This window comes from Mesorhizobium kowhaii, from assembly GCF_003253745.1.
Lineage (GTDB): Bacteria > Pseudomonadota > Alphaproteobacteria > Rhizobiales > Rhizobiaceae > Mesorhizobium > Mesorhizobium kowhaii.
Genome location: NZ_MZXV01000056.1, coordinates 38814 through 58515, shown reverse-complemented (window position 1 = coordinate 58515; position 19702 = coordinate 38814). Strand labels below are relative to the sequence as shown.

Below are 19702 nucleotides of genomic sequence, written 5' to 3'. Positions count from 1 at the left end.
CCTTGAGCCGACTGAGAAAACCCGATCGAACCCGTTAACGTCCCATCAAGGTTAATGCATCATTTTGCTCTCCAGTGGGGTCAGTCGCGTTCCTGGAGAGAGTTCCGTGCATCGACGTGTGTTGAAGCGGCTCATTGCTGCCGCCGGTGAGAGAAAACGTGGCTTTCTACCTCCGCTCGTCATCGGTCTCGGCATCTGGATCGGCTTTCCGACCATCGCCGCCTACCAGGACATGACGAGCCTTGTCTCCGGCCTCGAAGCGCCGAACACCCGCTGGAATTCCTATGTCGAGAAATCCGTCGCCGGCTCGACCCATGCGGCGGAGATGCCGTTTGTCGATTCCGACGTCACCGGCTCGATCTCCGGATCGGGAGTCCATCTGGCCGGTGTCGGCAGCGTGTCGTTTCGTGGCAAGGGCGGCAAGGTCAGCGGCACGCCCGACGAGGATCGCATCGTGCGCGCCGACAAGAAGGGGCGCATCATCCAGATGTCTCCCGTCGCGCCGCCCAAGAACTTCAATGCCGGATCGATCTTCGAGCGCACCTCCTCCTTGCTGCGGCGCAGTATGGACAGCGACCTGAAGATGGCTTTCGCCAAGCCGCAGATCAAAGGCAAGGAAATCCAGATCGCCGCGGCATTCCATGCGCGCGAGGACAAGAAGCCGGACCCCGGCGTGCCGGCCATGCTTGCCGCGCTGGTCAACAACGACCATCCCGATGTGCTGGCGACCGCCTATGCGCAGGCCGAGCCCGACTATGCCAAGGCGTCACCCTTCGAAGCCCTGCTTCAGGATGAGCAGCCCAATGACGGCCGCTTCATTCCGCCGATGGCCAAGGGCGACCATGAGTGGATCCAGAACCCGCTGCCCGCCAGTGTCTTCTCCAAACCGGAACAGGCATGCCTGGCCAAAGGCATCTATTTCGAGGCGAGGAGCGAATCCGTGCGCGGCCAGGCCGCCGTTGCCCAGGTCATCCTCAATCGCGTCCGCAACCCGGCCTATCCCAATTCGATCTGCGGCGTCGTCTACCAGAACGACAGCTGGTTCAACCGTTGCCAGTTCTCCTTCGCTTGCGACGGCAGGAAGAAGCGTATCGACAGTCCCGCCGCCTACAAGACCGCGCAGGATATCGCCATGGCGGTCACTGCCGGCAAGATATTCATCCCCGAGGTCGGCTCGTCGACCCATTACTACGCCCAATATGTCCATCCAGGCTGGGCGCGCACCATGCAGAAGATGACCAAGATCGGCCTGCATATCTTCTATCGGACCTATGGCGGCGGCTGGAGCTGAGTGCTGAACGATTGCTGATCTTTTCCCGCCGCACGCAGTCCATCAAAGAGCCATTGCCGAGGGGATTCGCGCCATGCATCCCCGTCATCGTGGCGGGCACGATGTCGCACCTTTATAACCAATTGATTTTGTTGCCTAAAATACATGGCAATGAACTTCCGCCCGTGGCTTGACTGGCGCAAACCCTCTAACTATGTTGCCGGCGACTTTAGAAGCGGACGGACGGTGACGGTCTGACCGGGCAGGGGGGTTGCGATGGCCGATAAAAACAGGCCAGACGGAACCGGAGAAACTGGCCGCGGCAAGCAGCATGAAGCCGACATCCGCGACGACGATCTTGAGCGCCGCCGGCGTGACCTTGAAGCATCGCTTGCGACAAGGCGGCCGGACCGGCTCGAGGGGAAAGACGACGCGAAAGCGGGCAGTATGGCCGGTTATGGCCAGGCGCTCAAACTCTCCAGCGAGTTCATCGCCGGGGTGGTGGTCGGCGCCGGCATCGGCTGGATCATCGACCGTCTGGCGGGGACATCGCCATGGGGGCTGATCGTGTTTCTGCTGCTTGGTTTTGGCGCCGGCGTGCTCAATGTCATGCGTTCTGCGGGCGTTGTGGCAGAATTCGGACAGGGCGATAATTCGCGCCGTGACCAAGACGACAAGAAATGACCGTGCTTTATGCGCGGGTCGGGTAATGATAACGAGGCCGTACGCGGCATTGACGGGGTCTGAACGTGGCAGCTGACAAGGTCGATCCGATCCACCAGTTCCATATCAACAAGCTGATACCGATCGAGATCGGCGGCTACGACCTGTCTTTCACCAATTCGGCGCTGTTCATGGTCGCAACCGTGGTCGTTGCTGCCGCATTTCTGTTTCTCACGACCTCGAGCCGCAGCCTGGTTCCCGGCCGGCTTCAGTCGGTCTCCGAGATGGCCTATGAATTCGTCGGCAACATGTTGCGCGATGCCGCCGGCACGCAGGGCATGAAGTTCTTCCCATTCGTGTTCTCGCTGTTCATGTTCGTGCTGGTCGCCAATCTGCTTGGCCTGTTCCCGTATTTCTTCACCATCACCAGCCACATCATCGTCACCTTCGGCCTCGCCGCCCTGGTGATCGGAACCGTTGTTGTCTACGGCTTCATGAAGCACGGTTTCGGTTTCCTGAAACTGTTCGTGCCGCATGGCGTGCCGGTGTTCCTGCTGCCGCTGGTGGTGCTGATCGAGGTGATCTCCTTCGTGTCGCGCCCGGTCAGCCTCTCGGTTCGTCTGTTCGCCAACATGCTCGCCGGCCACATCACGCTGAAGGTGTTTTCCGGGTTTGTCGTCAGCCTGAGCGCGCTCGGCGCGGTCGGCGTGGCGGGTTCGGTCCTGCCGCTGGCCATGGCAGTGGCGCTGACGGCACTGGAACTGCTGGTCGCTTTCCTGCAGGCCTACGTCTTTGCGGTATTGACCTGCATGTATCTCAACGACGCCCTGCACCCCGGGCACTGAGCAAGAGTTTCCGGCCCAAGAGTTTCCAACATTGGCGCCGGATGGAATTGCAACGGAATTTTAGATCCAAAGGAGTTGAACAAATGGACGCAGAAGCAGCAAAGTACATCGGCGCCGGCATCGCTTGCCTGGGCATGGGTGGCGCGGGCATTGGCCTCGGCAACATCTTCGGCAGCTACCTGGCGGGCGCTCTGCGCAACCCGTCGGCTGCTGATGGCCAGTTCGGCCGTCTGATCTTCGGCTTCGCCGTGACCGAAGCTCTGGGCATCTTCTCGCTTCTCATCGCGCTTCTGGCCCTGTTCGGCTGAGCCCCTGTTTTGGCCAAGCGTTGGGAAGATTGGACAGGCCGGCCGCGCGAGCGGCGGGCCTGAATTTCGGGGATAGTCCATGTTCGTGACATCTGCCTTCGCGCAAGAGTCCGCACCTGCAGCCGACACCAGCCACGCTGCGACGGAAGGCGACACGCATTCCGGCACCAGCGTGCCTGCCGAAGCGCACGGCACGTTTCCGCCATTCGATCCGGCGACGTTCCCGTCGCAGCTTCTGTGGCTGGCGATCACTTTCGGGCTGTTCTACCTCTTCCTGAAGCGGGTCGTGATGCCGCGCGTCGGGGGCATCATCGATGTCCGCAACGACCGCATCACGCAGGACCTCGACCAGGCAGCCAAGTTGAAGGGCGAGGCCGACGCCGCTGTTGCTGCCTACGAGCAGGAACTGGCGGAAGCCAAGACCAAGGCCAACGCGATCGGCCAGCAGGCCAACGATGCGGCCAAGGCCGAAGCCGAGACCGCACGCAAGAAGGTCGAGGCGGCACTTGACCAGAAGCTTGGCGAGGCTGAGGCACGCATTTCTTCCATCAAGGCCAATGCCATGAAGGAAGTCGGCAGCATCGCCGAGGACACGGCTTCGGCGATCGTCGAGGCACTGGTCGGTGGCAAGGCCAGCAAGGCCGAGATCGCGGCCGCGGTCAAATCCGTGGCCCGGTGAGGAGCGCATCATGGATTACACGTCTCTCGCGACGCTCTGGGCAACGATAGCCCTCTTCATCTTCCTCGGCGTTGCCATCTACATCAAGGTGCCTGGCATGATCGCCAAGGCACTCGACGCCCGCGCCGCCAGGATCAGCAATGAGCTGGACGAAGCGCGCCGGCTGCGCGAGGAGGCCCAGCAATTGCTCGGCCAGTATCAGCGCAAGCGCAAGGAAGCCGAGCAGGAGGCCGCCGACATCGTCGCCGCCGCCAAGCGCGAAGCCGACATGCTTGCCGCGGATGCGCACAAGAAGACCGAGGACTATGTTATCAGGCGCACCGCGCTTGCCGAACAGAAGATCGGTCAGGCCGAGCGTGACGCCATTAGCGAAGTCCGCGCCAGCGCCGTCGACATCGCCGTCGAGGCTGCGCGTGCGCTGCTCGCTGGCAAGATGGACGTCAAGGCGGGTGCCGACCTGTTCAAGGCATCGCTGGTGGATGTGAAGTCCAAGCTCAACTGAGTTTCTTGCCCTGAGCAAAGAACGAAGCCGCTTGGGAAACCTGGCGGCTTTTTTGTTGTGGAAACTGCCCCGGAGATTGGCAAAACCGGCTGAGCGCCTAATCTCCCTCCTCATGGGGGGAGATTGGCTGTCACCGCTGCTCTCGCCAGTCGCCCAAGAGTATCGCCAAACCGCTCAATCCAGGCCGGCCAAGCTCTCTTCTTCCATCACTTCCGCGCCGCCAAGCCTGAACGGCGCAAACGACACGCGGTGCAGTCGCGCCACCGGGCCATGCGCTTCGATCGCCGTGCGATGGCGGGCCGTGGCGTAGCCCATGTGGACCTCGAACCCGTAGCGATCGTGATGGTTGCCGCAGCCGCACATCATGCGGTCGCGCATCACCTTGGCGACGATCGAGGCGGCGGCGATCGATTGCGAGCGCTGGTCGCCCTTGATCAGTGCGCGGCCGACGCAAGGCAGCCCCGGCGGCACATCGCGCCCGTCGGCGAGCGCGAGCTTCGGTTGAACCGACAGGCCGAGCACGGCACGGCGCATCGCTTCCAGGCTAGCCCTGAGGATATTGCTGCCGTCGATGCCTTCGGCGCTGATGGACGCCATTGAAACCCCTAGTGCGGAGCCAAGAATTCGCACGAACAGCGCTTCGCGTTGCAGATGGCTGAGACGTTTGGAATCGTCGAGCCCGTCTGGAATGTTGGCGGGGTCGAGCACCACCGCCGCCGCGACCACCGGTCCGGCCAGGGGACCACGACCGGCCTCGTCCATGCCCGCCACCGGCCACAGGCCGTCGGCCATCGCCTTCGTCTCGAAGGAGAAGTCGGGTTTCTCGATGATCTCAAAGAGAAGCGGAGAATCGGAGCGCGCGCGAGCCATGTTGCGGCGAGGTTCGCATCGGCTCCGATTCTCCGCAAGTCCCTCCGGGTCGGGTGGGGCGCCGGACCGGGAGGGCACCGTCTGCAGGCCGGGGCAGGCCGGACGGGATTCGTGTGCTGCGACAGATCAGCCGCCGCAGTGATTTGCATTCTCAGAGCAGCGTCAGCTGCACCTGGTCCTTTCCGCCGGCAACGAACTGATCGGTCCGAAGCGTGCGCCGTTCGACGTTGAGGCCAAGCCGCTTGGCGGTGATCTCGAAGCGCCGGCCGATTTGCCAGGCGTAGGGACCAGCACCCTTCATGCGCTTGCCCCATTCCGAATCGTAATCCTTGCCGTCGCGCATCGAGCGGATCAGCGACATCACGTGGCGGTAGCGGTCGGGATAGTGGCGCAGCAGCCAGTCCTTGAAGATCGGGCTGACCTCCAGCGGCAGGCGCAGCACGACATAACCCGCCTCGCGCGCGCCGGCGGCGCGTGCCGAATCGAGGATGCGCTCCATCTCCTGGTCGGTCAGGCCGGGGATGATCGGCGCCACCATCACCGAAGCCGGAATGCCGGCATCCGAAAGCTGTCGGATTGCCTCCAGCCGCTTGGTCGGTGTCGAGGCGCGGGGCTCCATCGTTCTGGCCAGCATGCGGTCGAGCGTCGTCACCGACAGCGCCACCTTGGCCAGCCCGCGCTCGGCCATGCGCGACAGGATGTCGATGTCGCGCGTCACCAAAGCGGACTTGGTGACGATGCCGACCGGATGGCCGCGCGCTTCCAGCACTTCGAGGATCTCGCGCATGATCCGATATTGCTTCTCGATCGGCTGGTAGGGATCGGTGTTGGTGCCGATGGCGATGGTGCGCGGCTGGTAGCCGTCTTTCGACAACTCCTTGTCGAGCAGTCGCGCTGCATCCGGCTTGGCGAACAGCTTCGATTCGAAATCGAGACCCGGCGACAGGCCCATGAAACTGTGCGTCGGCCGGGCGAAGCAATAGACGCAGCCGTGTTCGCAACCGCGATACGGGTTGATCGACCGGTCGAAGGAAATGTCTGGCGATTCGTTGCGGGTGATGATGGTGCGCGGCTTCTCGACCTGCACCTCGGTCTTGAAGGGCGGCAGTTCCTCGAGCGAATTCCAGCCATCGTCGAAGACATGCCGGCTGACCGGCTCGAACCGTCCCGACGGATTGATGCCCGCCGACCTGCCGCGATTGCGGTCCGGACGGACACGCACGCCACTCTGCTCGATCATCGCATTGGCCATCTCGGCTCTTCCTGCTCCGAAAGCTGCAATGTCGGCACGCACGATCTGTTCCATCTTCGCCCGCTCCCAGGGACTGTCCATGTTGTGTCGAATCGCTCTGTTCATGAAATTATTCCTATTTCGGCGATGAGAACAAAGCAAGAACTTTTTATGGTGCGTTGCAGAAACTGGCGCTCCGTCCGGCTTTCCGCTATTCGGCTAATGATGCTCAGTGTTCTCATCGAAACCCGCAATGACGAGGAGGGCCTCGCCCGCACACTCGCCTCGCTGATTGGCGGCGCGGTCGAGGGCGTGGTGCGTGACGTCATCGTCTGCGACACGGGTTCCACCGACCAGACGCATCGTGTTGCCGAGCATGCCGGCTGTCAGTATGTGACTGGCGGTATCGCTGCCGGTATTCGCCAGGCCAAGGGCGACTGGCTGCTGCTCCTGGAGCCGGGCTCGCGGCTGGTGGAAGGCTGGATCGATGCGGTCGTTGCCCACACGGCCAGGCAGACCATGGCGGCGCGCTTTTCGCGGGCCCGCGGCAGCCGCACACCGTTCCTGGCCCGGATATTTTCGGGAAACCGCGCCTTGGCCGATGGATTGCTGATCAGCAAGCTTCAGGCCGCGGCCTCGGCCAAGAGTGCCGGCAGCGCCGAGGCCATCGCACGCGGCCTCGCGGCAAAGCGGCTCGACGCCGAAATCTGGGTGGCGCCGCCAAAGCAAGAGCATCGCTCCCCGAAGTGATTTTTGCAGCTGCTCACTCCATTGTGCATTGCACAATGTCTGACGCGAGGTTAGCTTCCCATCCAGGCGGGTGAATTGGGTTTGGGTCATGCCGAGTGATGAGCACCGATGCCGCATCGGTGCCGCTCTCATAGCCGAGGACCCGATGAACCTTTCAACCCCCGACAAATCCGGCACGGCCAGTCTCGAGGCCATTGCGCGCAACGGCAGCCTGCTGCGGCGCATCGCCGTGCGCATTCCGACCTATCTGACGGACCTGCGCGAAAACCCTGCCTGGCTGCCGATGTTCGTGCTGGCGCGCACAATGCCTGGACGCAGGATGCATTGGCTGGGCGCAAAACGCGCCGTCCGGCCGACAATGCGGGGGATACGATGTTTGCCGGCGTCGACCGTGAGGCCGTGGTCGAAGCGCTGCGCTCCGATGGGCTGTTTTCGGGCCTGGTCCTGCCGCCGGCGATCCATGAAGAGATCGCGAGTTTCGCCCAGCGCACCCCTTGCTTCGGCAATTTCGACCGCCGTCTCGAATTCATGCCGGGTGAACATGCCGAGGCCGAGAAGCGCTTTGGCCGCTCGCTGCTCAGCGGGCATTTTTTCGAGCGCATCCTCGATTGCCGGGCGGCACTCGCCATCCAGCGCGATCCGCTGCTGCTGGATATTGCCGCGCATTATCTCGGCGGCCAGGCAAAGCTGATCACGACGCGCGTCTGGTGGAGTTTTCCGACTGGGGAGGCATCGGACGCCGACAAGAACCTTGCCTCGCTCGGCAAGTATCATTTCGACCTCGACGACTGGCGCATGCTGAAATTCTTCTTCTATCTCAAGCCGGTCGACGCCGACACCGGCCCGCATGTCTATGTCCGGGGCAGTCACAAGCGCCGCAGCCTCAAGCATCAGCTCACCCTGCTGGTCGGCCATCCCGCGCAAGAGGTTCTGGATGTCTATGGCGAGCAGAGCCCGGTGACGCTCACTGGCGATGCCGGCCTCGGCTTCGTCGAGGATCCGTTTGGCTTCCACATGGGCACCGTGCCGGCGCGCACGCCGCGGCTGATGATGGAAGTTGGTTTCGGCGTATCGCCGCCGTCACGCCGCCGCTTTCATGGCGAGCCGGTCATCCGATGAAAGGGAACTATCCGAAGCTCATCTCGACAGGCATCCAGCGAGCGCGACGCCTGGCTTGGCGTTGCTCTCTGCCTTCCGCGTCGAAGTCGACCGGGACCGGCTCCCGATCGAACCGCTCTCGGTCGTCCAGGGCATTTATGATGACGATCGCCCTTGCGTCATCATCATCTCCGGCGATTGCGGCGACATAGACGCCGCAGTCCCGGCAGATCAAATAGTCGGCCGTCCTCAGCCCGAAATGATATGTCCGCAATTGCGCTCTGTCCTTGACCGAGATGATCAGTCTGCCGTCCGGATCGGCAACGGCGCGCGAACCATGTTTGACACAGAACGAGCATTGGCAGGCGCGAACTTCGATTTGCGACGGGTCGAGCCCGGTCTCGAATGTCAGGCGAACATTGCCGCAATGGCATCCGCCGGAGTGTGCGTTCATCGTATTTCCCGCCGCCAAGTCGTGGCTGAGAATATTCATGCGGCATCCGGTTGGGAATGGCGCTTCGAAGGCGCAAGCGGCACTCCGCTGGGCGAAACCAAGGTCGCGCACTTGAATTGCCTGCGACTTGGGTCCCTACGCGGATGGGCTCACCCGCGCCGCAGATGCTCGTCCAGGCGCGGCATGATCTCGACGAAGTTGCACGGCATGTGCCGGTAGTCGAGCTGCGCCTTCAGGATGCCGTCCCAGGCGTCCCTGCAGGCGCCGGGCGAGCCCGGCAGCACGAAGACGAAGGTGGCATTGACGACGCCGCCGGTCGCCCGGCTCTGGATCGTCGAGGTGCCGATCTTGTCGTAGGAGATGCGGTGGAACACTTCGGAAAACCCGTCCATGCGCTTTTCGAAGATCGGCTCCAGCGCTTCTGGCGTCACGTCGCGGCCGGTGAAGCCGGTGCCGCCAGTGGTGATCACGACATCGATCGCCGCGTCCTTTGACCAGCCGAGCACCTTGTCGCGGATTTTCTCGCGGTCATCGATGACGATATCGCGGGCGGCCAGGATGTGACCGGCTTCAGTGATGCGGTCGGCCAGCGTCTGGCCGGACTTGTCGTCGGCAAGGCTACGTGTGTCCGACACCGTCAGCACCGCGATGCGGATCGGGATGAAAGGCCGGCTCTCGTCAGTCCTGGCCATCTCAGTCGGCCTCCGATGTCACGGTGCGCGTCGCGGCGACGAACCAGTCGGGCTGGCGGCCGCGGATGTCGGCGGCGGCGCGCTTGGCGACATTGCCGGTCTCGAACAGACCGAAGCATGTCGCGCCGGATCCGGACATACGCGAGAATCCCGATCCGGCCTTGTTAAGCCAGGAAAGCGCTCTGCCGATGGCGGGCTGCATCGCCAGCGCCGCCGGCTCAAGATCATTGCGGGTGATCTCCAGCCAGTTACGCAGGCTGTGGAAGTCGATGCTGCGCGGCAGCGGCGGCAGTGGCTCGTTGTCGCGACGGGAAAGCGCTGCAAACACATCGGCGGTCGAGACGGCGGTTCCGGGATTGACCAGCACCAGCCCCAGCGCCGAGAAATCCGGCACCATCGACAGCTCGTCCCCAATGCCGCGCGCGACCAGCGGCTTTGCCGCCAGGCACATCGGCACATCGGCGCCAAGCGAGAGGCCGATCCACGCCAATTCAGCGCCGTCCATGTTCAGGGCCCATGTCTCCGCCAGCCCGCGCAGCACGGCTGCCGCGTCGCTCGAGCCGCCGCCGACGCCGGAGGCAACCGGCAGGTTCTTTTCGAGCCGGATGGCGACCGGCGGAGTCCTCTCCAGCCCAGCCTCTCTTCGCAGCGCATCGCGCGCCTTGAGCACCAGATTGCTGGTGTCGAGAGGAACCGCCGGCCCGTAGCGGCCGGACACCGTAAAATCATCACTGTCGGCGAGCGCGATTTCGACCCGGTCGCCAAAACGCGTGAACACCGCCAGGCTTTCGATCAGGTGATAACCGTCGGGGCGCCTGCCGGTGACATGCAGCGCCAGATTGATCTTGGCATGCGCATGCCAGGTGCGCGACCCGATCTCGGTGTCCACGGCGTCAGTCGTATGCGGGATGATGCTCAGTCCTTGGCCAGCCGGTATTCGCCGGTCTTCGGATCCTTGACCAGCGTACCCATGGCGCCATTAGCCGCCTGCTTTTCGGTGCGCCGCACCTTGGCGGTCACGCGCTCGGCTTCCCGGACGAAGGTGCGATAGCCGAAATAGGCGGCGACGCCAACGACGGTGAAGAAAATGATCTGCGGCATGCCAAAACTCCTCCCACGCTGGGCCGGCGAAGGCGGCCGGTCGGGTCGGTTGATGCATGTCGCCCAAAAGTGGATCCGGTTTTGGGAAAACGACATGCATAAGACTTCAAGCTCTCATGCTAGACGGTTTTGCCGGGTTTTCAAAGCCCGAACCGTGCCCACAACGCGCGCTCTTCCGCCGCATCGATCACACCGCTGGCGGCTGCCGCGGCGATATCGGGCGCCGAAAAGCCCTTGCTCGAGCCGAACAGGCCGAAGCGGCCGAGGAAACCGCGCGGCGCCGTGATCAGCCTGAGCTGGGTCTTCGGTCCAAAACGGGTTTTCAGCACCGTGCGCATGTCGCCGAGCGCATCGACCAGGCCGAGTTCGAGGCCCTTCATGCCGGTCCAGAACAGGCCGGTGAACAGGTCCGGATCGTCCTTAAGCTTCGTGCCGCGCCTCTCCTTGACGAGGTCGATGAACGTGCCGTGCACCTCGAGCTGCAGCGCTTTCAGGCGCTCGACGTCTTCCTTCTTCTCCGGCTTGAACGGATCGAGCACAGCCTTGTTCTGGCCGGCGGTGTGGACACGGCGCTCGACACCGATCTTCTTCATCAGTTCCGGGAAACCGAACGAGGCCGAGACCACGCCGATCGAACCGACGATGGAGGACGGATCGGCGAAAATCTCGTCGCCGGCGACCGCGATCATGTAGCCGCCCGATGCCGCGACGTCCTCGACGAAGACCAGCACCTTCTTGTTCTTCTCGGTCGCCAGGTCGCGGATACGCTTGAAGATCAGCCGCGACTGCACCGGCGAGCCACCCGGCGAATTGATCGAGATGGCGACCGCCGGCGCGTCGTAGGAAAACGCCTTCTCGATGAGACCGGCGGTCGTGGCCAGCGACAGATTCTGCCGGAACTGGCCGCCCGACATGATCGTGCCGTGCAGCCGGATGACCGGAATGGTGACGACGGTGGAGCGCCAGGATTTCGGCAGCAGGCGGTTGATAAGTCGTTTCACGAGGGCGCGATCTCCGGTCGATGGGTTGCAGGCATGTAGGGATTCCCCGGCCAACGGCAATGTGGCCGGTAAGAATAGCTCAATCTCCGAACAACGAGGCGAGGCCGTTGGTGATCATTTCGCTGCGCTCATCAGGGCCGTCGCCCGATTGCGCGCGCAGCATCAGGGGAGGCCGGATGGCGAGCTTCCCCCGCGCCCCGAGCGCTGCCCGGACGACGATGCGGATCGCTGCCGCGTCGGGGCGAGGGTGGACGGCGAGCATCTCGGCATCGCCGAAGCGGCCGGCGATCGCATCGAGAATGGCGCCAAGCTGCTCGGGCCGGGCGATCACGGCAAGCCCGCCGCGCGGCCTGACCACAGCGGCAGCACTGCGGATCCAGTGCTCGAACAGCCCGTCTTCCATGACGTGGGCTTCCTTTCTCAGGCGATCGGGCGTGGCGCGGTCCCGTGCGGCGTTGAAAGGCGGGTTCATGATGACGAAATCGAAGTCATTGTCGGCGAGGCCGGCCGCCGCCCGCGCCCGGCCCGATACGGTGACATCAGCGATGAGCACCGAGGCACGATCGCTGAGATGGGCATTGCCGGGATGAGCCAGGGTAGCCGCGGCGAAAGCGGCCATTTCCGGCGCCCGTTCGACAAGCACGGCCGCGGCCGGCGGGCAGCGCGACAGCACCGCCAGGCCGGCGGCGCCGGCACCGGCGCCGAAATCGGCGAGACGTCCGCCAAAGGAGGATGGCACGGACGCCGCCAACATCATCGCATCCATTCCGGCGCGATGGCCGCCCTGCTTGGGCTGCACGAGCCAGAACCGGCCGCGATGGAAAGCATCGACCGTATGGGCCGGCGTGTCCGGGGCAAGGGTGGCCGGCGCGGCGGACATTATTTTCCGCGGATCTCGTTGGCGATGCCGGCATCCGTCAGGATGCGCCGTGCCGCGTCGGCCTGGTCGGCGTCGACCATGACGCGTCGCGGCAGGATGCCGAGCGAGCCGTCGAGCACGCTCATGTTCTGGTCGGCGACGAAGCAGCCGATGCCGGCATCGCGCATCAGCGATTCGACAAAGGAGATGATGACGGCGTCGTTGGTGCGAATGAGCTCTATCATCGGGCGAAACTCTCAGTTTGCGGCGCATATGTAAACGGGCAGGCGGATTCCCGGTTGACAGGCTGTTATCGCCGCCGCGCCAATTCGCCACTTGCCGTGGCCGTGTCTGCCGCCCTAGAGTCCCTGCAGGGACTAAGGGTGCCGTCGCACGCGTTATACCAAGACGGGAGTGATTGTCGTGGGTGTCGTTCTCAACATCGAAAACGGGAAGCGGGAACCCGCCTCCATCAAGGATTTGATCGATCTGACGGCGACCGATATGGGACGCGTCAATGAATTGATCCTGTCCAAGGCCGGCTCCGACGTCGAGATGATTCCGGAGGTTGCCAACCATCTGATCTCGTCCGGCGGCAAGCGGCTGCGGCCGATGCTGACGCTCGCCGCCGCGCAGATGTTCGGCTATGCCGGCGAGGGCCACGTCAAGCTCGCCACGGCAGTCGAATTCATGCATACGGCAACGCTTCTCCACGACGATGTCGTCGACGAGAGCGGCATGCGGCGCGGCAAGAAGACCGCCCGCATGATCTGGGGCAACCAGGCAAGCGTCCTGGTTGGCGATTTCCTGCTCGGCCAGGCCTTCCGCATGATGGTCGATGTCGGCTCGCTTGAAGCGCTCGACATCCTGTCCAGTGCGGCCTCGATCATCGCCGAGGGCGAGGTGATGCAGCTTGCCGCCGCCAAGAACCTCGAAACTACCGAGGACGAGCATTTCGCCGTCATCAAGGCCAAGACCGCGGCGCTGTTTTCCGCCGCTGCCGAGGTCGGCCCGGTCATCGCCCAGGCCACCCGCAATGACCGTGCAGCACTGCGCTCCTACGGCATGAACCTCGGTCTCGCCTTCCAGCTGATCGACGATGCGCTGGACTATGGCGGCACCAGCAAGGATCTGGGCAAGAATGTCGGCGACGATTTCCGCGAGGGCAAGGTGACGCTTCCGGTCATTCTCGCCTACCGGCGCGGCACCAAGGCGGAGCGCACCTTCTGGAAGCGCGCCATCGAGGACAATGTCACCGATGACGCCGGCCTGGAAAAGGCGATCGGCCTGATGACCCGCCACGGCGCCATTGCCGACACGATCGGGCGCGCCCGCCATTTCGGCGAGATCGCCCGCGATGCGCTGGCGCCGCTGGAAGCGACGCCGCAGAAATCGGCGCTGATCGACGTCATCGATTTCTGCATCAGCCGGGTGAACTGAGCGGCTGGCGTTTCGCCGGCTCCCTCTGGCCTATTGTGGCGAGGAAGGTCGCGAATCCCGTTCTTGCCGTCTCGACAAGCTGCCTCGCCTCAAATTATCTATAAAACATGGCAAAGGGCACAGACGACACCATCGCCGTCCGCATCAGCAAGGTACTGGCGGACCGCATCATCTCGGGCGCGATCGAGCCCGGGGCTCGGCTTCGGCAGGATCACATCGCCGAGGAATTCCAAACCAGCCATGTGCCAGTGCGCGAGGCCTTCCGCCGTCTCGAGGCGCAAGGGCTGGCCGTCGGTGAGCCGCGCCGTGGGGTGCGTGTCGCGTCTTTCGATCTGGGCGAGGTCAAGGAGGTCGCCGAAATGCGGGCGGCACTTGAAGTGCTGGCGCTGCGCCATGCCGCGCCGCACCTGACATCCGCCATTCTCGATCTGGCCGAAGAGGCGACCAAGGCCGGCGACAAGTCCCGCGATGTCAGGTCGTGGGAAGAAGCCAACCGCGCCTTCCACAGGCTGATCCTGGCGCCATGCGGCATGCCGCGCCTGCTTGCCACCATCGACGATCTGCACGCGGCGAGCGCCCGCTTCCTGTTTGCGGCATGGCGCTCGGAGTGGGAGACGCGCACCGACCAGGACCATCGCGCAATACTCACCGCCTTGCGGCAGGGAAACACCGAATCGGCCGCGGCAACACTGGGGCGGCATGTCCAGTGGATTGGTCGCAAGCCGGTCAGGACGGCTTCAGGGACGACACGCGAAGCCTTTGCCATCGTGGGTTGATGCATGTCGCCCAAAAGTGGTCCCGGTTTTGGGAGAACGACATGGATAAAAAACAACGGTCAAAAGCGCGCCGCGCCGCGCTTTTGACCGCCTTTGCAAAGGGAGGGCTTGCTATCCCAAGGGAATTGTGGATTCGATAATAGATCGAAAACAGAAATTATCTATAATTTGCAATCGATCGAAGGAATCCCAATGTCAGACGTCGCGTTCTCGTCCCACAATCCGTCGTTCAGCCCGCTCCGGCTTCAAGGTCGATCTCTCGGCTGGCAGGTTGGAGCCGTCGTGCTCGGCACGCTGTTCCTGGCGCTGTCCTCCTATATCGAAGTGCCGATGGTGCCGGTTCCGGTGACCATGCAGACCTTCGCCGTGACATTGATCGGTGCGCTCTATGGCTGGCGGCTTGGCGCCATCACCATTGCCGCCTGGCTGGTCGAGGGCGCGGTCGGCTTTCCGGTTCTGGCTGGAGGAGCAGCCGGTTTGTCGCATTTCGTCGGACCAACGGGCGGTTATCTCTTCGCCTTTCCCCTTGTCGGCGCGCTTGTCGGCTGGCTGGCCGAACGCGGCTGGAACGGCAACCGGGTGATGCTCGCCTTCGCCGCCATGCTGCTCGGCAACCTTGCATGCCTTGTTCTCGGCACGGCATGGCTCGCCGTCATGATCGGTGTTGAAAAGGCCATCACTTTCGGGTTCATGCCTTTTCTCCTCGGCGGTCTGCTCAAGTCGGCGCTCGGCGCTGCGACACTGATGGCTCTTCCCGGCGGCAAGGCAAAACCGGCGAATCCGTGACGATCAGGCTGCGCGCCCATCACCTCCTTTGCCTGCTCACCTATGTGGGCAAGGGATATACCCCCGCCTTCACCGCCAACTATGACGGGATTGCGGAGCGCCTGAGTCGGGGCGAGGACATCCTCCTCGTTTCCGGCCCGGACGACGTTTGTGCCCCGTTGCTCGACGAGCCGGAACCGCACTGCCTGCGCGACAGCGCCGCCGAGCGAGACCAACTGGCGGCACAGGACGTGGCGGATCTGCTGGCGCGGCCAATCCAGGCCGGCGTCCGTCTCGATCTCGTTGCGGCAATCCTGGCACGGATGCGGCAGGCATTTTCAGCCGGCCTTGTGCGCAAGGCTTGCGGAGGCTGCGAGTGGAATGGGCTGTGCAGCGCGGTTGCGGCCGACGGCTATCGCGACACGCAGGTGCGGCGGCCTGCCTTGCCAGGCAAGCGCTGATATCGGCGACGGTGTCTCGCGGTCGCATCTGTGATATGTTCGGCTCCGCGCAGGGGCATGGCCGGATTCGAAAACGGAAAACTGTCCCTGTCGCCATGGTTTGTTAATCGGGTGCCCGGATTGTGAATTCGAGGCGGATTGAAGCGCGACCCCAAAAAGGCCATGCTTTGCCCGGAAAGATCGAGTCTACGTCGATCCCGCTGATGCGGAGATGGCGCCTGGCTGAAAGGGATACGATGCAGCAAGGACGTGCGCGCTGGCTGACAAGGCTGGCAATTGTGACAGGCATGGCGATCTCGGCTCTGCCGGCCTATGCCAAGCAAACCACCGAACCGGTCAGGATCACGTCGTTCTCGGGGGCCTATCTGGCCGCCCGGATCGCCGAAGGCGACAACGACCTCGACAGCGCCATCGCCTATTACAAGCAGGCATTGGCCTTCGATCCGAGCGACACCGGCCTGCAGCAGAGCCTGATGCTGTCGCTGATCGCTCAAGGGCGCTTCGACGAATCCCTAGTCTATGCCGACAAGCTCAAGGAAGTTCCCGATGTCGAGCGCTTCTCGCGCCTGGCGCTGGCGGTCGATTCCTTCCACAAGAAAGATTTCACCAAGGCGCAGTATTGGCTCAAGCTGTCGCTGGAATCCGATCTCGACCGGCTGATCTCCGGCGTCATGTCCGGCTGGGCCGAACAAGGCGCCGGCGAAGCCTCCGATGCGATGGCTTCCATCGACAAGCTCCAGGGCCCGGATTGGTTCGGCCTGTTCAAGTCCTTCCATCGCGCGCTGATCGCCGATGCGTCCGGTATGCCCGAAAAGGCCGAGGCGATCTACACCGCGACGATGCAGGATACTGCCGCCGGTGGTGCGGCTCCCGAAACCTGGATGCGCAATGCGCAGGCCTACGCGTCGTTCCTGGCCCGCAAGGGCGAAAAGGACAAGGCGCTGTCGGTGCTCGATCAGGCCGAGGCGTTTGCGCCGGGCAAGCTGGAAATCGTCGCCTTGCGCGACAAGATCAGCAAGGGCGACAAGATTGCGCCGTTCGCTGCTGGCCCGTCGGACGGTGCGTCGGAGATCCTGCTTGATCTCGCCACGGCGCTCAATCGCGGCGGCGGCGAGCCGTTCGTCCGCCTCTATCTACAATATGCCCTGGCCCTGAAGCCTGACAGCGACGCAGCCCTGGTGCAACTCGCCGCCGTCTCCGAGCAGCTGAAGGACGGCGAGGGCGCCATCGCGCTCTATCGGCGCATCCCCGACTCTTCGCCGTTGAAAGAGCTTTCGGACCTGCAGCTCGGCCTCAACCTTGCCGATCTCAATCGCCAGGACGAGGCGATCACCCATCTGAAGGCGTTCGTCGATGCGCATCCCGATGACATGCGCGCCTACCTGGCGCTCGGCGGCGTCTATTCGTCGAAGGATGATTTCCGCTCGGCCGCCAATCTCTATGACAAGGCAGTCACGGTGTTGAAGACGCCGACTGCCGCCAACTGGAACATCTTCTACCAGCGCGGCATCTCCTATGAGCGGCTGAAGGAATGGCCCAAGGCCGAGCCGAATTTCCGCAAGGCGCTGGAACTGTTCCCCGATCAGCCGCAGGTGCTGAACTATCTCGGCTATTCCTGGGTCGACATGAATACGAACCTCAAGGAAGGCCTGGCGATGATCCAGAAGGCCGTCGATCTCAGGCCGAGCGACGGTTACATCGTCGATTCCCTGGGCTGGGCCTATTTCCGCCTCGGCCGGTTCGATGACGCGGTGCGCGAGATGGAACGCGCCGTGTCGCTGAAGCCGGAAGATCCGGTCCTGAACGATCATCTCGGCGATGCCTACTGGCGCGTCGGCCGCAAGCTGGAAGCCACCTTCCAGTGGAACCAGGCGCGCGACCTGAAGCCGGATCCCGATGTGCTGGCCACCTTGCAGCAGAAGCTGATGAAGGGCCTGCCGCCGATCGAATCCAACACGGCGCAGGAAACCCCGAAGGTCAAGCCCGAGCCGGTGCCCGCCCCGAAGGGATGAAAATAGGTTTCTTGAATGCAAACGGGGCTCTTTCGGAGCCCCGTTTTCGTTTGGACGTCCATCCGTCCAAAAACTCAACACGCGCCAGTGCGCTGGAACGGCCTCAGAACATTTTCCGGTAGACGATGAAGCCGGAGCGTTCGCCGACCTTGTCGTAGAGCTTCATCGCCGTGTGATTGGTCTCATGCGTCAGCCAGTACACCCGGCCTGAGCCGGCAGCCTGGGCACGGTCGTAAACGCCCTCTATCAGGGCCCGGCCGATGCCTTTTCCGCGCGAGGCCTCTGTGGTGAAAAGGTCCTGCAAATAGCAATTCGGCGCGATCGCTGTCGTGCTGCGGTGGAAGAGGTAGTGCACGAGGCCGAGAAGCTGTCCCTCGCTCTCGGCAACCAGCGCATGCACCGGCTCATAGGCATCGAAGAAGCGCGACCATGTCATCGCAGTGATCTCGCATGCCAGAGCCGTCTCGCCCGAGCGGCCATAAAATGCATTGTAACCGTCCCACAGCGGCAGCCATTGCTCGAAATCCTGGCGCGTGATGGGACGGATGACGATCGGGCTGGGCATGGCTGAGCCTGTTGTGGTTGACATGGGACGATACCGGCGTCGAGCAGACCGCAGGCTGCCATGGCCGGCAATGGGCCAGTCACTCGCAAAGCTTTCACATCATCGGCATGCTCCCCGCGTCCGCGCCGGTGCGCCTTGCTTGACGCCTCGCCGCCGGGTCTCTAGGACGTGCCGGCAAGCTAGCCTTTGCTGTCGAGGCCCCCGTGACGAATGAAATCCCGACGATTGAAATCCCCGCTCATATGCATCCCAGCCGCTCGTTCCAGGGGCTGATCCTGACCTTGCACAATTACTGGGCGGACTATGGTTGCGTCATCCTGCAGCCCTACGACATGGAGGTCGGCGCCGGCACCTTTCATCCGGCGACGACGCTGCGGGCACTCGGGCCAAAGCGCTGGAACGCCGCCTATGTCCAGCCGTCGCGCCGCCCCAAGGACGGCCGCTATGGCGAGAACCCGAACCGGCTGCAGCATTATTACCAGTATCAGGTGATCCTGAAGCCGAATCCGCCGAACCTGCAGGAGCTCTATCTCGGCTCCCTGGCGGCGATCGGCGTCGATCCGCTGCTGCACGACATCCGCTTTGTCGAGGACGACTGGGAAAGCCCGACGCTGGGCGCCTGGGGCCTTGGCTGGGAATGCTGGTGCGACGGCATGGAAGTGTCGCAGTTCACCTATTTCCAGCAGGTCTGCGGCATTGAATGCGCACCGGTGGCGGGCGAACTGACCTACGGGTTGGAGCGGCTGGCCATGTATGTGCAGGGCGTCGACAACGTCTACGACCTCAATTTCAACGGCCGCGAAGGCGCCGACAAGGTCACCTATGGCGATGTCTTCCTGCAGGCCGAGCAGGAATATTCGCGTCACAATTTCGAATATGCCAACACGGCGATGCTGCTGCGCCACTTCGAGGACGCCGAGGCCGAATGCAAGGCGCTGCTCGATGCCGGTGCGCCGGCGTCGAACGACAATCTGCCGATGCACCGCATGGTCTTCCCTGCCTACGACCAGTGCATCAAGGCCAGCCATGTCTTCAATCTGCTCGACGCGCGCGGCGTGATTTCGGTCACCGAGCGGCAGAGCTACATCTTGCGGGTGCGCAATCTGGCGAAGGCCTGCGGCGAGGCGTTTTTGAAGACCCAGGCTGGCGGACTGGCGGCCTGAAATCAGGCACGCTTCATCAAGTCGAGGGAAGCGTTGATCGGCGACAGGATCTGGCCGCTCGGGCCAGCCATTGTCCGCAATGCCTGCCTCACACCCGGCATCGAGAAAGCGCCGTGAGCCTGCGCGGTGAAGCAGGCGCTGAGCGCGAGGATCTGCAGAAGTCTGGATGCCGTTTTCATGGTCGTTTCAGCCAATAG

At 63.3% G+C, this 19702-nt stretch carries 24 protein-coding genes and 1 pseudogene; 14 read left to right on the top strand and 11 right to left on the bottom strand.

Annotated features, from left to right (window positions below; translation table 11 throughout):
- The first annotated feature begins 106 nt into the window (after nt 1-106).
- From B5V02_RS25810 to B5V02_RS25785, 6 genes are all read left to right on the top strand, one after another.
- Nucleotides 107-1291: a cell wall hydrolase gene (locus B5V02_RS25810; protein ID WP_111546878.1), complete on the top strand. Its 1185-nt coding sequence runs from the start codon at nt 107-109 to the stop codon at nt 1289-1291.
- Between the two features lie 255 nt (nt 1292-1546).
- Entirely contained in the window at nt 1547-1954 is a 408-nt protein-coding gene (locus tag B5V02_RS25805; RefSeq protein WP_111546877.1) for an AtpZ/AtpI family protein, read from the top strand.
- A 65-nt stretch (nt 1955-2019) separates the two neighbouring features.
- Entirely contained in the window at nt 2020-2778 is a 759-nt protein-coding gene (locus tag B5V02_RS25800; protein ID WP_111546876.1) for a F0F1 ATP synthase subunit A, read from the top strand.
- An 83-nt stretch (nt 2779-2861) separates the two neighbouring features.
- Nucleotides 2862-3086 (top strand): F0F1 ATP synthase subunit C, encoded by a 225-nt coding sequence (locus B5V02_RS25795; RefSeq protein WP_006206606.1) that lies wholly within the window; start codon nt 2862-2864, stop codon nt 3084-3086.
- A gap of 79 nt (nt 3087-3165) precedes the next feature.
- The gene (locus tag B5V02_RS25790; RefSeq protein ID WP_111546875.1) at nt 3166-3765 is read left to right on the top strand and encodes a F0F1 ATP synthase subunit B; all 600 of its coding nucleotides are present in this window, start codon (nt 3166-3168) and stop codon (nt 3763-3765) included.
- 10 nt (nt 3766-3775) lie between these two features.
- On the top strand, nt 3776-4267 hold the full coding sequence (locus B5V02_RS25785) for a F0F1 ATP synthase subunit B (RefSeq protein ID WP_111546874.1): 492 nt from the start codon (nt 3776-3778) through the stop codon (nt 4265-4267).
- Between the two features lie 174 nt (nt 4268-4441).
- On the opposite strand, the gene B5V02_RS25780 is transcribed toward B5V02_RS25785, so the two are convergent.
- Both B5V02_RS25780 and B5V02_RS25775 read right to left on the bottom strand, forming a co-directional pair.
- Nucleotides 4442-5137, bottom strand: coding sequence for a ribonuclease HII (locus tag B5V02_RS25780; protein ID WP_111546873.1), 696 nt, complete (start codon nt 5135-5137; stop codon nt 4442-4444).
- A gap of 151 nt (nt 5138-5288) precedes the next feature.
- Nucleotides 5289-6443 (bottom strand): PA0069 family radical SAM protein, encoded by a 1155-nt coding sequence (locus tag B5V02_RS25775; RefSeq protein ID WP_146606157.1) that lies wholly within the window; start codon nt 6441-6443, stop codon nt 5289-5291.
- Nucleotides 6444-6593: 150 nt separating this feature from the next.
- Here B5V02_RS25775 and B5V02_RS25770 point away from each other — a divergent pair, with 150 nt between their 5' ends.
- Together B5V02_RS25770 and B5V02_RS25765 are read left to right on the top strand one after the other, a co-directional pair.
- Nucleotides 6594-7118 (top strand): glycosyltransferase, encoded by a 525-nt coding sequence (locus tag B5V02_RS25770; RefSeq protein ID WP_111547189.1) that lies wholly within the window; start codon nt 6594-6596, stop codon nt 7116-7118.
- Between the two features lie 145 nt (nt 7119-7263).
- Nucleotides 7264-8237 (top strand): annotated as a pseudogene (locus B5V02_RS25765) (hypothetical protein).
- Nucleotides 8238-8244: 7 nt separating this feature from the next.
- Here B5V02_RS25765 and B5V02_RS25760 read toward each other — a convergent pair.
- The 7 genes from B5V02_RS25760 to B5V02_RS25730 all read right to left on the bottom strand — a co-directional run bounded on the left by B5V02_RS25760 (nt 8245) and on the right by B5V02_RS25730 (nt 12568).
- A complete protein-coding gene (locus tag B5V02_RS25760) occupies nt 8245-8670 on the bottom strand; it encodes a GFA family protein (protein WP_146606153.1) in 426 nt (141 codons plus the stop codon).
- A 149-nt stretch (nt 8671-8819) separates the two neighbouring features.
- Nucleotides 8820-9362 carry a molybdenum cofactor biosynthesis protein B gene (gene moaB, locus B5V02_RS25755; protein WP_111546870.1) on the bottom strand — a complete coding sequence of 181 codons (543 nt, stop codon included), beginning with the start codon at nt 9360-9362 and terminating at the stop codon, nt 8820-8822.
- A 1-nt stretch (nt 9363) separates the two neighbouring features.
- Nucleotides 9364-10251: a 4-(cytidine 5'-diphospho)-2-C-methyl-D-erythritol kinase gene (locus B5V02_RS25750; protein ID WP_111546869.1), complete on the bottom strand. Its 888-nt coding sequence runs from the start codon at nt 10249-10251 to the stop codon at nt 9364-9366.
- Nucleotides 10252-10277: 26 nt separating this feature from the next.
- Entirely contained in the window at nt 10278-10463 is a 186-nt protein-coding gene (locus tag B5V02_RS25745; protein WP_013896713.1) for a membrane protein, read from the bottom strand.
- A 140-nt stretch (nt 10464-10603) separates the two neighbouring features.
- Nucleotides 10604-11464, bottom strand: a complete 861-nt coding sequence (locus tag B5V02_RS25740) for a S49 family peptidase (protein WP_111546868.1) — start codon at nt 11462-11464, stop codon at nt 10604-10606.
- Nucleotides 11465-11543: 79 nt separating this feature from the next.
- Nucleotides 11544-12344, bottom strand: coding sequence for a tRNA1(Val) (adenine(37)-N6)-methyltransferase (locus B5V02_RS25735; protein WP_111546867.1), 801 nt, complete (start codon nt 12342-12344; stop codon nt 11544-11546).
- Complete coding sequence (locus B5V02_RS25730) at nt 12344-12568, bottom strand: putative signal transducing protein (RefSeq protein WP_015318845.1); 225 nt, start codon at nt 12566-12568, stop codon at nt 12344-12346. The genes B5V02_RS25735 and B5V02_RS25730 overlap by 1 nt, the downstream gene beginning before the upstream one ends.
- Before the next feature lie 178 nt (nt 12569-12746).
- Between B5V02_RS25730 and B5V02_RS25725 the strand changes: the two genes are divergently transcribed.
- From B5V02_RS25725 to B5V02_RS25705, 5 genes are all read left to right on the top strand, one after another.
- The gene (locus B5V02_RS25725) at nt 12747-13763 is read left to right on the top strand and encodes a polyprenyl synthetase family protein (protein ID WP_111546866.1); all 1017 of its coding nucleotides are present in this window, start codon (nt 12747-12749) and stop codon (nt 13761-13763) included.
- A 107-nt stretch (nt 13764-13870) separates the two neighbouring features.
- Nucleotides 13871-14539 (top strand): GntR family transcriptional regulator, encoded by a 669-nt coding sequence (locus tag B5V02_RS25720; protein ID WP_111546865.1) that lies wholly within the window; start codon nt 13871-13873, stop codon nt 14537-14539.
- 192 nt (nt 14540-14731) lie between these two features.
- Complete coding sequence (locus tag B5V02_RS25715; protein WP_111546864.1) at nt 14732-15325, top strand: biotin transporter BioY; 594 nt, start codon at nt 14732-14734, stop codon at nt 15323-15325.
- Complete coding sequence (locus B5V02_RS25710) at nt 15322-15765, top strand: DUF1284 domain-containing protein (protein ID WP_111546863.1); 444 nt, start codon at nt 15322-15324, stop codon at nt 15763-15765. Before B5V02_RS25715 ends, B5V02_RS25710 begins: the two co-directional genes overlap by 4 nt.
- A 236-nt stretch (nt 15766-16001) precedes the next feature.
- Nucleotides 16002-17777, top strand: a complete 1776-nt coding sequence (locus B5V02_RS25705) for a tetratricopeptide repeat protein (RefSeq protein WP_111547188.1) — start codon at nt 16002-16004, stop codon at nt 17775-17777.
- Between the two features lie 103 nt (nt 17778-17880).
- Here B5V02_RS25705 and B5V02_RS25700 read toward each other — a convergent pair whose 3' ends face one another.
- Nucleotides 17881-18342 (bottom strand): GNAT family N-acetyltransferase, encoded by a 462-nt coding sequence (locus B5V02_RS25700; protein ID WP_111546862.1) that lies wholly within the window; start codon nt 18340-18342, stop codon nt 17881-17883.
- Nucleotides 18343-18584: 242 nt separating this feature from the next.
- Here B5V02_RS25700 and B5V02_RS25695 point away from each other — a divergent pair, with 242 nt between their 5' ends.
- A complete protein-coding gene (locus tag B5V02_RS25695; RefSeq protein WP_111546861.1) occupies nt 18585-19505 on the top strand; it encodes a glycine--tRNA ligase subunit alpha in 921 nt (306 codons plus the stop codon).
- Between the two features lie 2 nt (nt 19506-19507).
- On the opposite strand, the gene B5V02_RS40810 is transcribed toward B5V02_RS25695, so the two are convergent.
- Nucleotides 19508-19684, bottom strand: a complete 177-nt coding sequence (locus B5V02_RS40810; protein WP_167458664.1) for a hypothetical protein — start codon at nt 19682-19684, stop codon at nt 19508-19510.
- Between the last annotated feature and the right edge of the window lie 18 nt (nt 19685-19702).

Coding starts and splice junctions, on each gene's coding strand:
- B5V02_RS25805 (WP_111546877.1), top strand. CDS start 1,547: ATGGCCGATAAAAACAGGCCAGACGGAACCGGAGAAACTGGCCGCGGC.
- B5V02_RS25795 (WP_006206606.1), top strand. CDS start 2,862: ATGGACGCAGAAGCAGCAAAGTACATCGGCGCCGGCATCGCTTGCCTG.
- B5V02_RS25790 (WP_111546875.1), top strand. CDS start 3,166: ATGTTCGTGACATCTGCCTTCGCGCAAGAGTCCGCACCTGCAGCCGAC.
- B5V02_RS25785 (WP_111546874.1), top strand. CDS start 3,776: ATGGATTACACGTCTCTCGCGACGCTCTGGGCAACGATAGCCCTCTTC.
- B5V02_RS25780 (WP_111546873.1), bottom strand. CDS start 5,137: ATGGCTCGCGCGCGCTCCGATTCTCCGCTTCTCTTTGAGATCATCGAG.
- B5V02_RS25775 (WP_146606157.1), bottom strand. CDS start 6,443: ATGGAACAGATCGTGCGTGCCGACATTGCAGCTTTCGGAGCAGGAAGA.
- B5V02_RS25770 (WP_111547189.1), top strand. CDS start 6,594: ATGCTCAGTGTTCTCATCGAAACCCGCAATGACGAGGAGGGCCTCGCC.
- B5V02_RS25760 (WP_146606153.1), bottom strand. CDS start 8,670: ATGAACGCACACTCCGGCGGATGCCATTGCGGCAATGTTCGCCTGACA.
- moaB (WP_111546870.1), bottom strand. CDS start 9,362: ATGGCCAGGACTGACGAGAGCCGGCCTTTCATCCCGATCCGCATCGCG.
- B5V02_RS25745 (WP_013896713.1), bottom strand. CDS start 10,463: ATGCCGCAGATCATTTTCTTCACCGTCGTTGGCGTCGCCGCCTATTTC.
- B5V02_RS25735 (WP_111546867.1), bottom strand. CDS start 12,344: ATGTCCGCCGCGCCGGCCACCCTTGCCCCGGACACGCCGGCCCATACG.
- B5V02_RS25730 (WP_015318845.1), bottom strand. CDS start 12,568: ATGATAGAGCTCATTCGCACCAACGACGCCGTCATCATCTCCTTTGTC.
- B5V02_RS25720 (WP_111546865.1), top strand. CDS start 13,871: ATGGCAAAGGGCACAGACGACACCATCGCCGTCCGCATCAGCAAGGTA.
- B5V02_RS25715 (WP_111546864.1), top strand. CDS start 14,732: ATGTCAGACGTCGCGTTCTCGTCCCACAATCCGTCGTTCAGCCCGCTC.
- B5V02_RS25705 (WP_111547188.1), top strand. CDS start 16,002: ATGCAGCAAGGACGTGCGCGCTGGCTGACAAGGCTGGCAATTGTGACA.
- B5V02_RS25700 (WP_111546862.1), bottom strand. CDS start 18,342: ATGCCCAGCCCGATCGTCATCCGTCCCATCACGCGCCAGGATTTCGAG.
- B5V02_RS25695 (WP_111546861.1), top strand. CDS start 18,585: ATGCATCCCAGCCGCTCGTTCCAGGGGCTGATCCTGACCTTGCACAAT.
- B5V02_RS40810 (WP_167458664.1), bottom strand. CDS start 19,684: ATGAAAACGGCATCCAGACTTCTGCAGATCCTCGCGCTCAGCGCCTGC.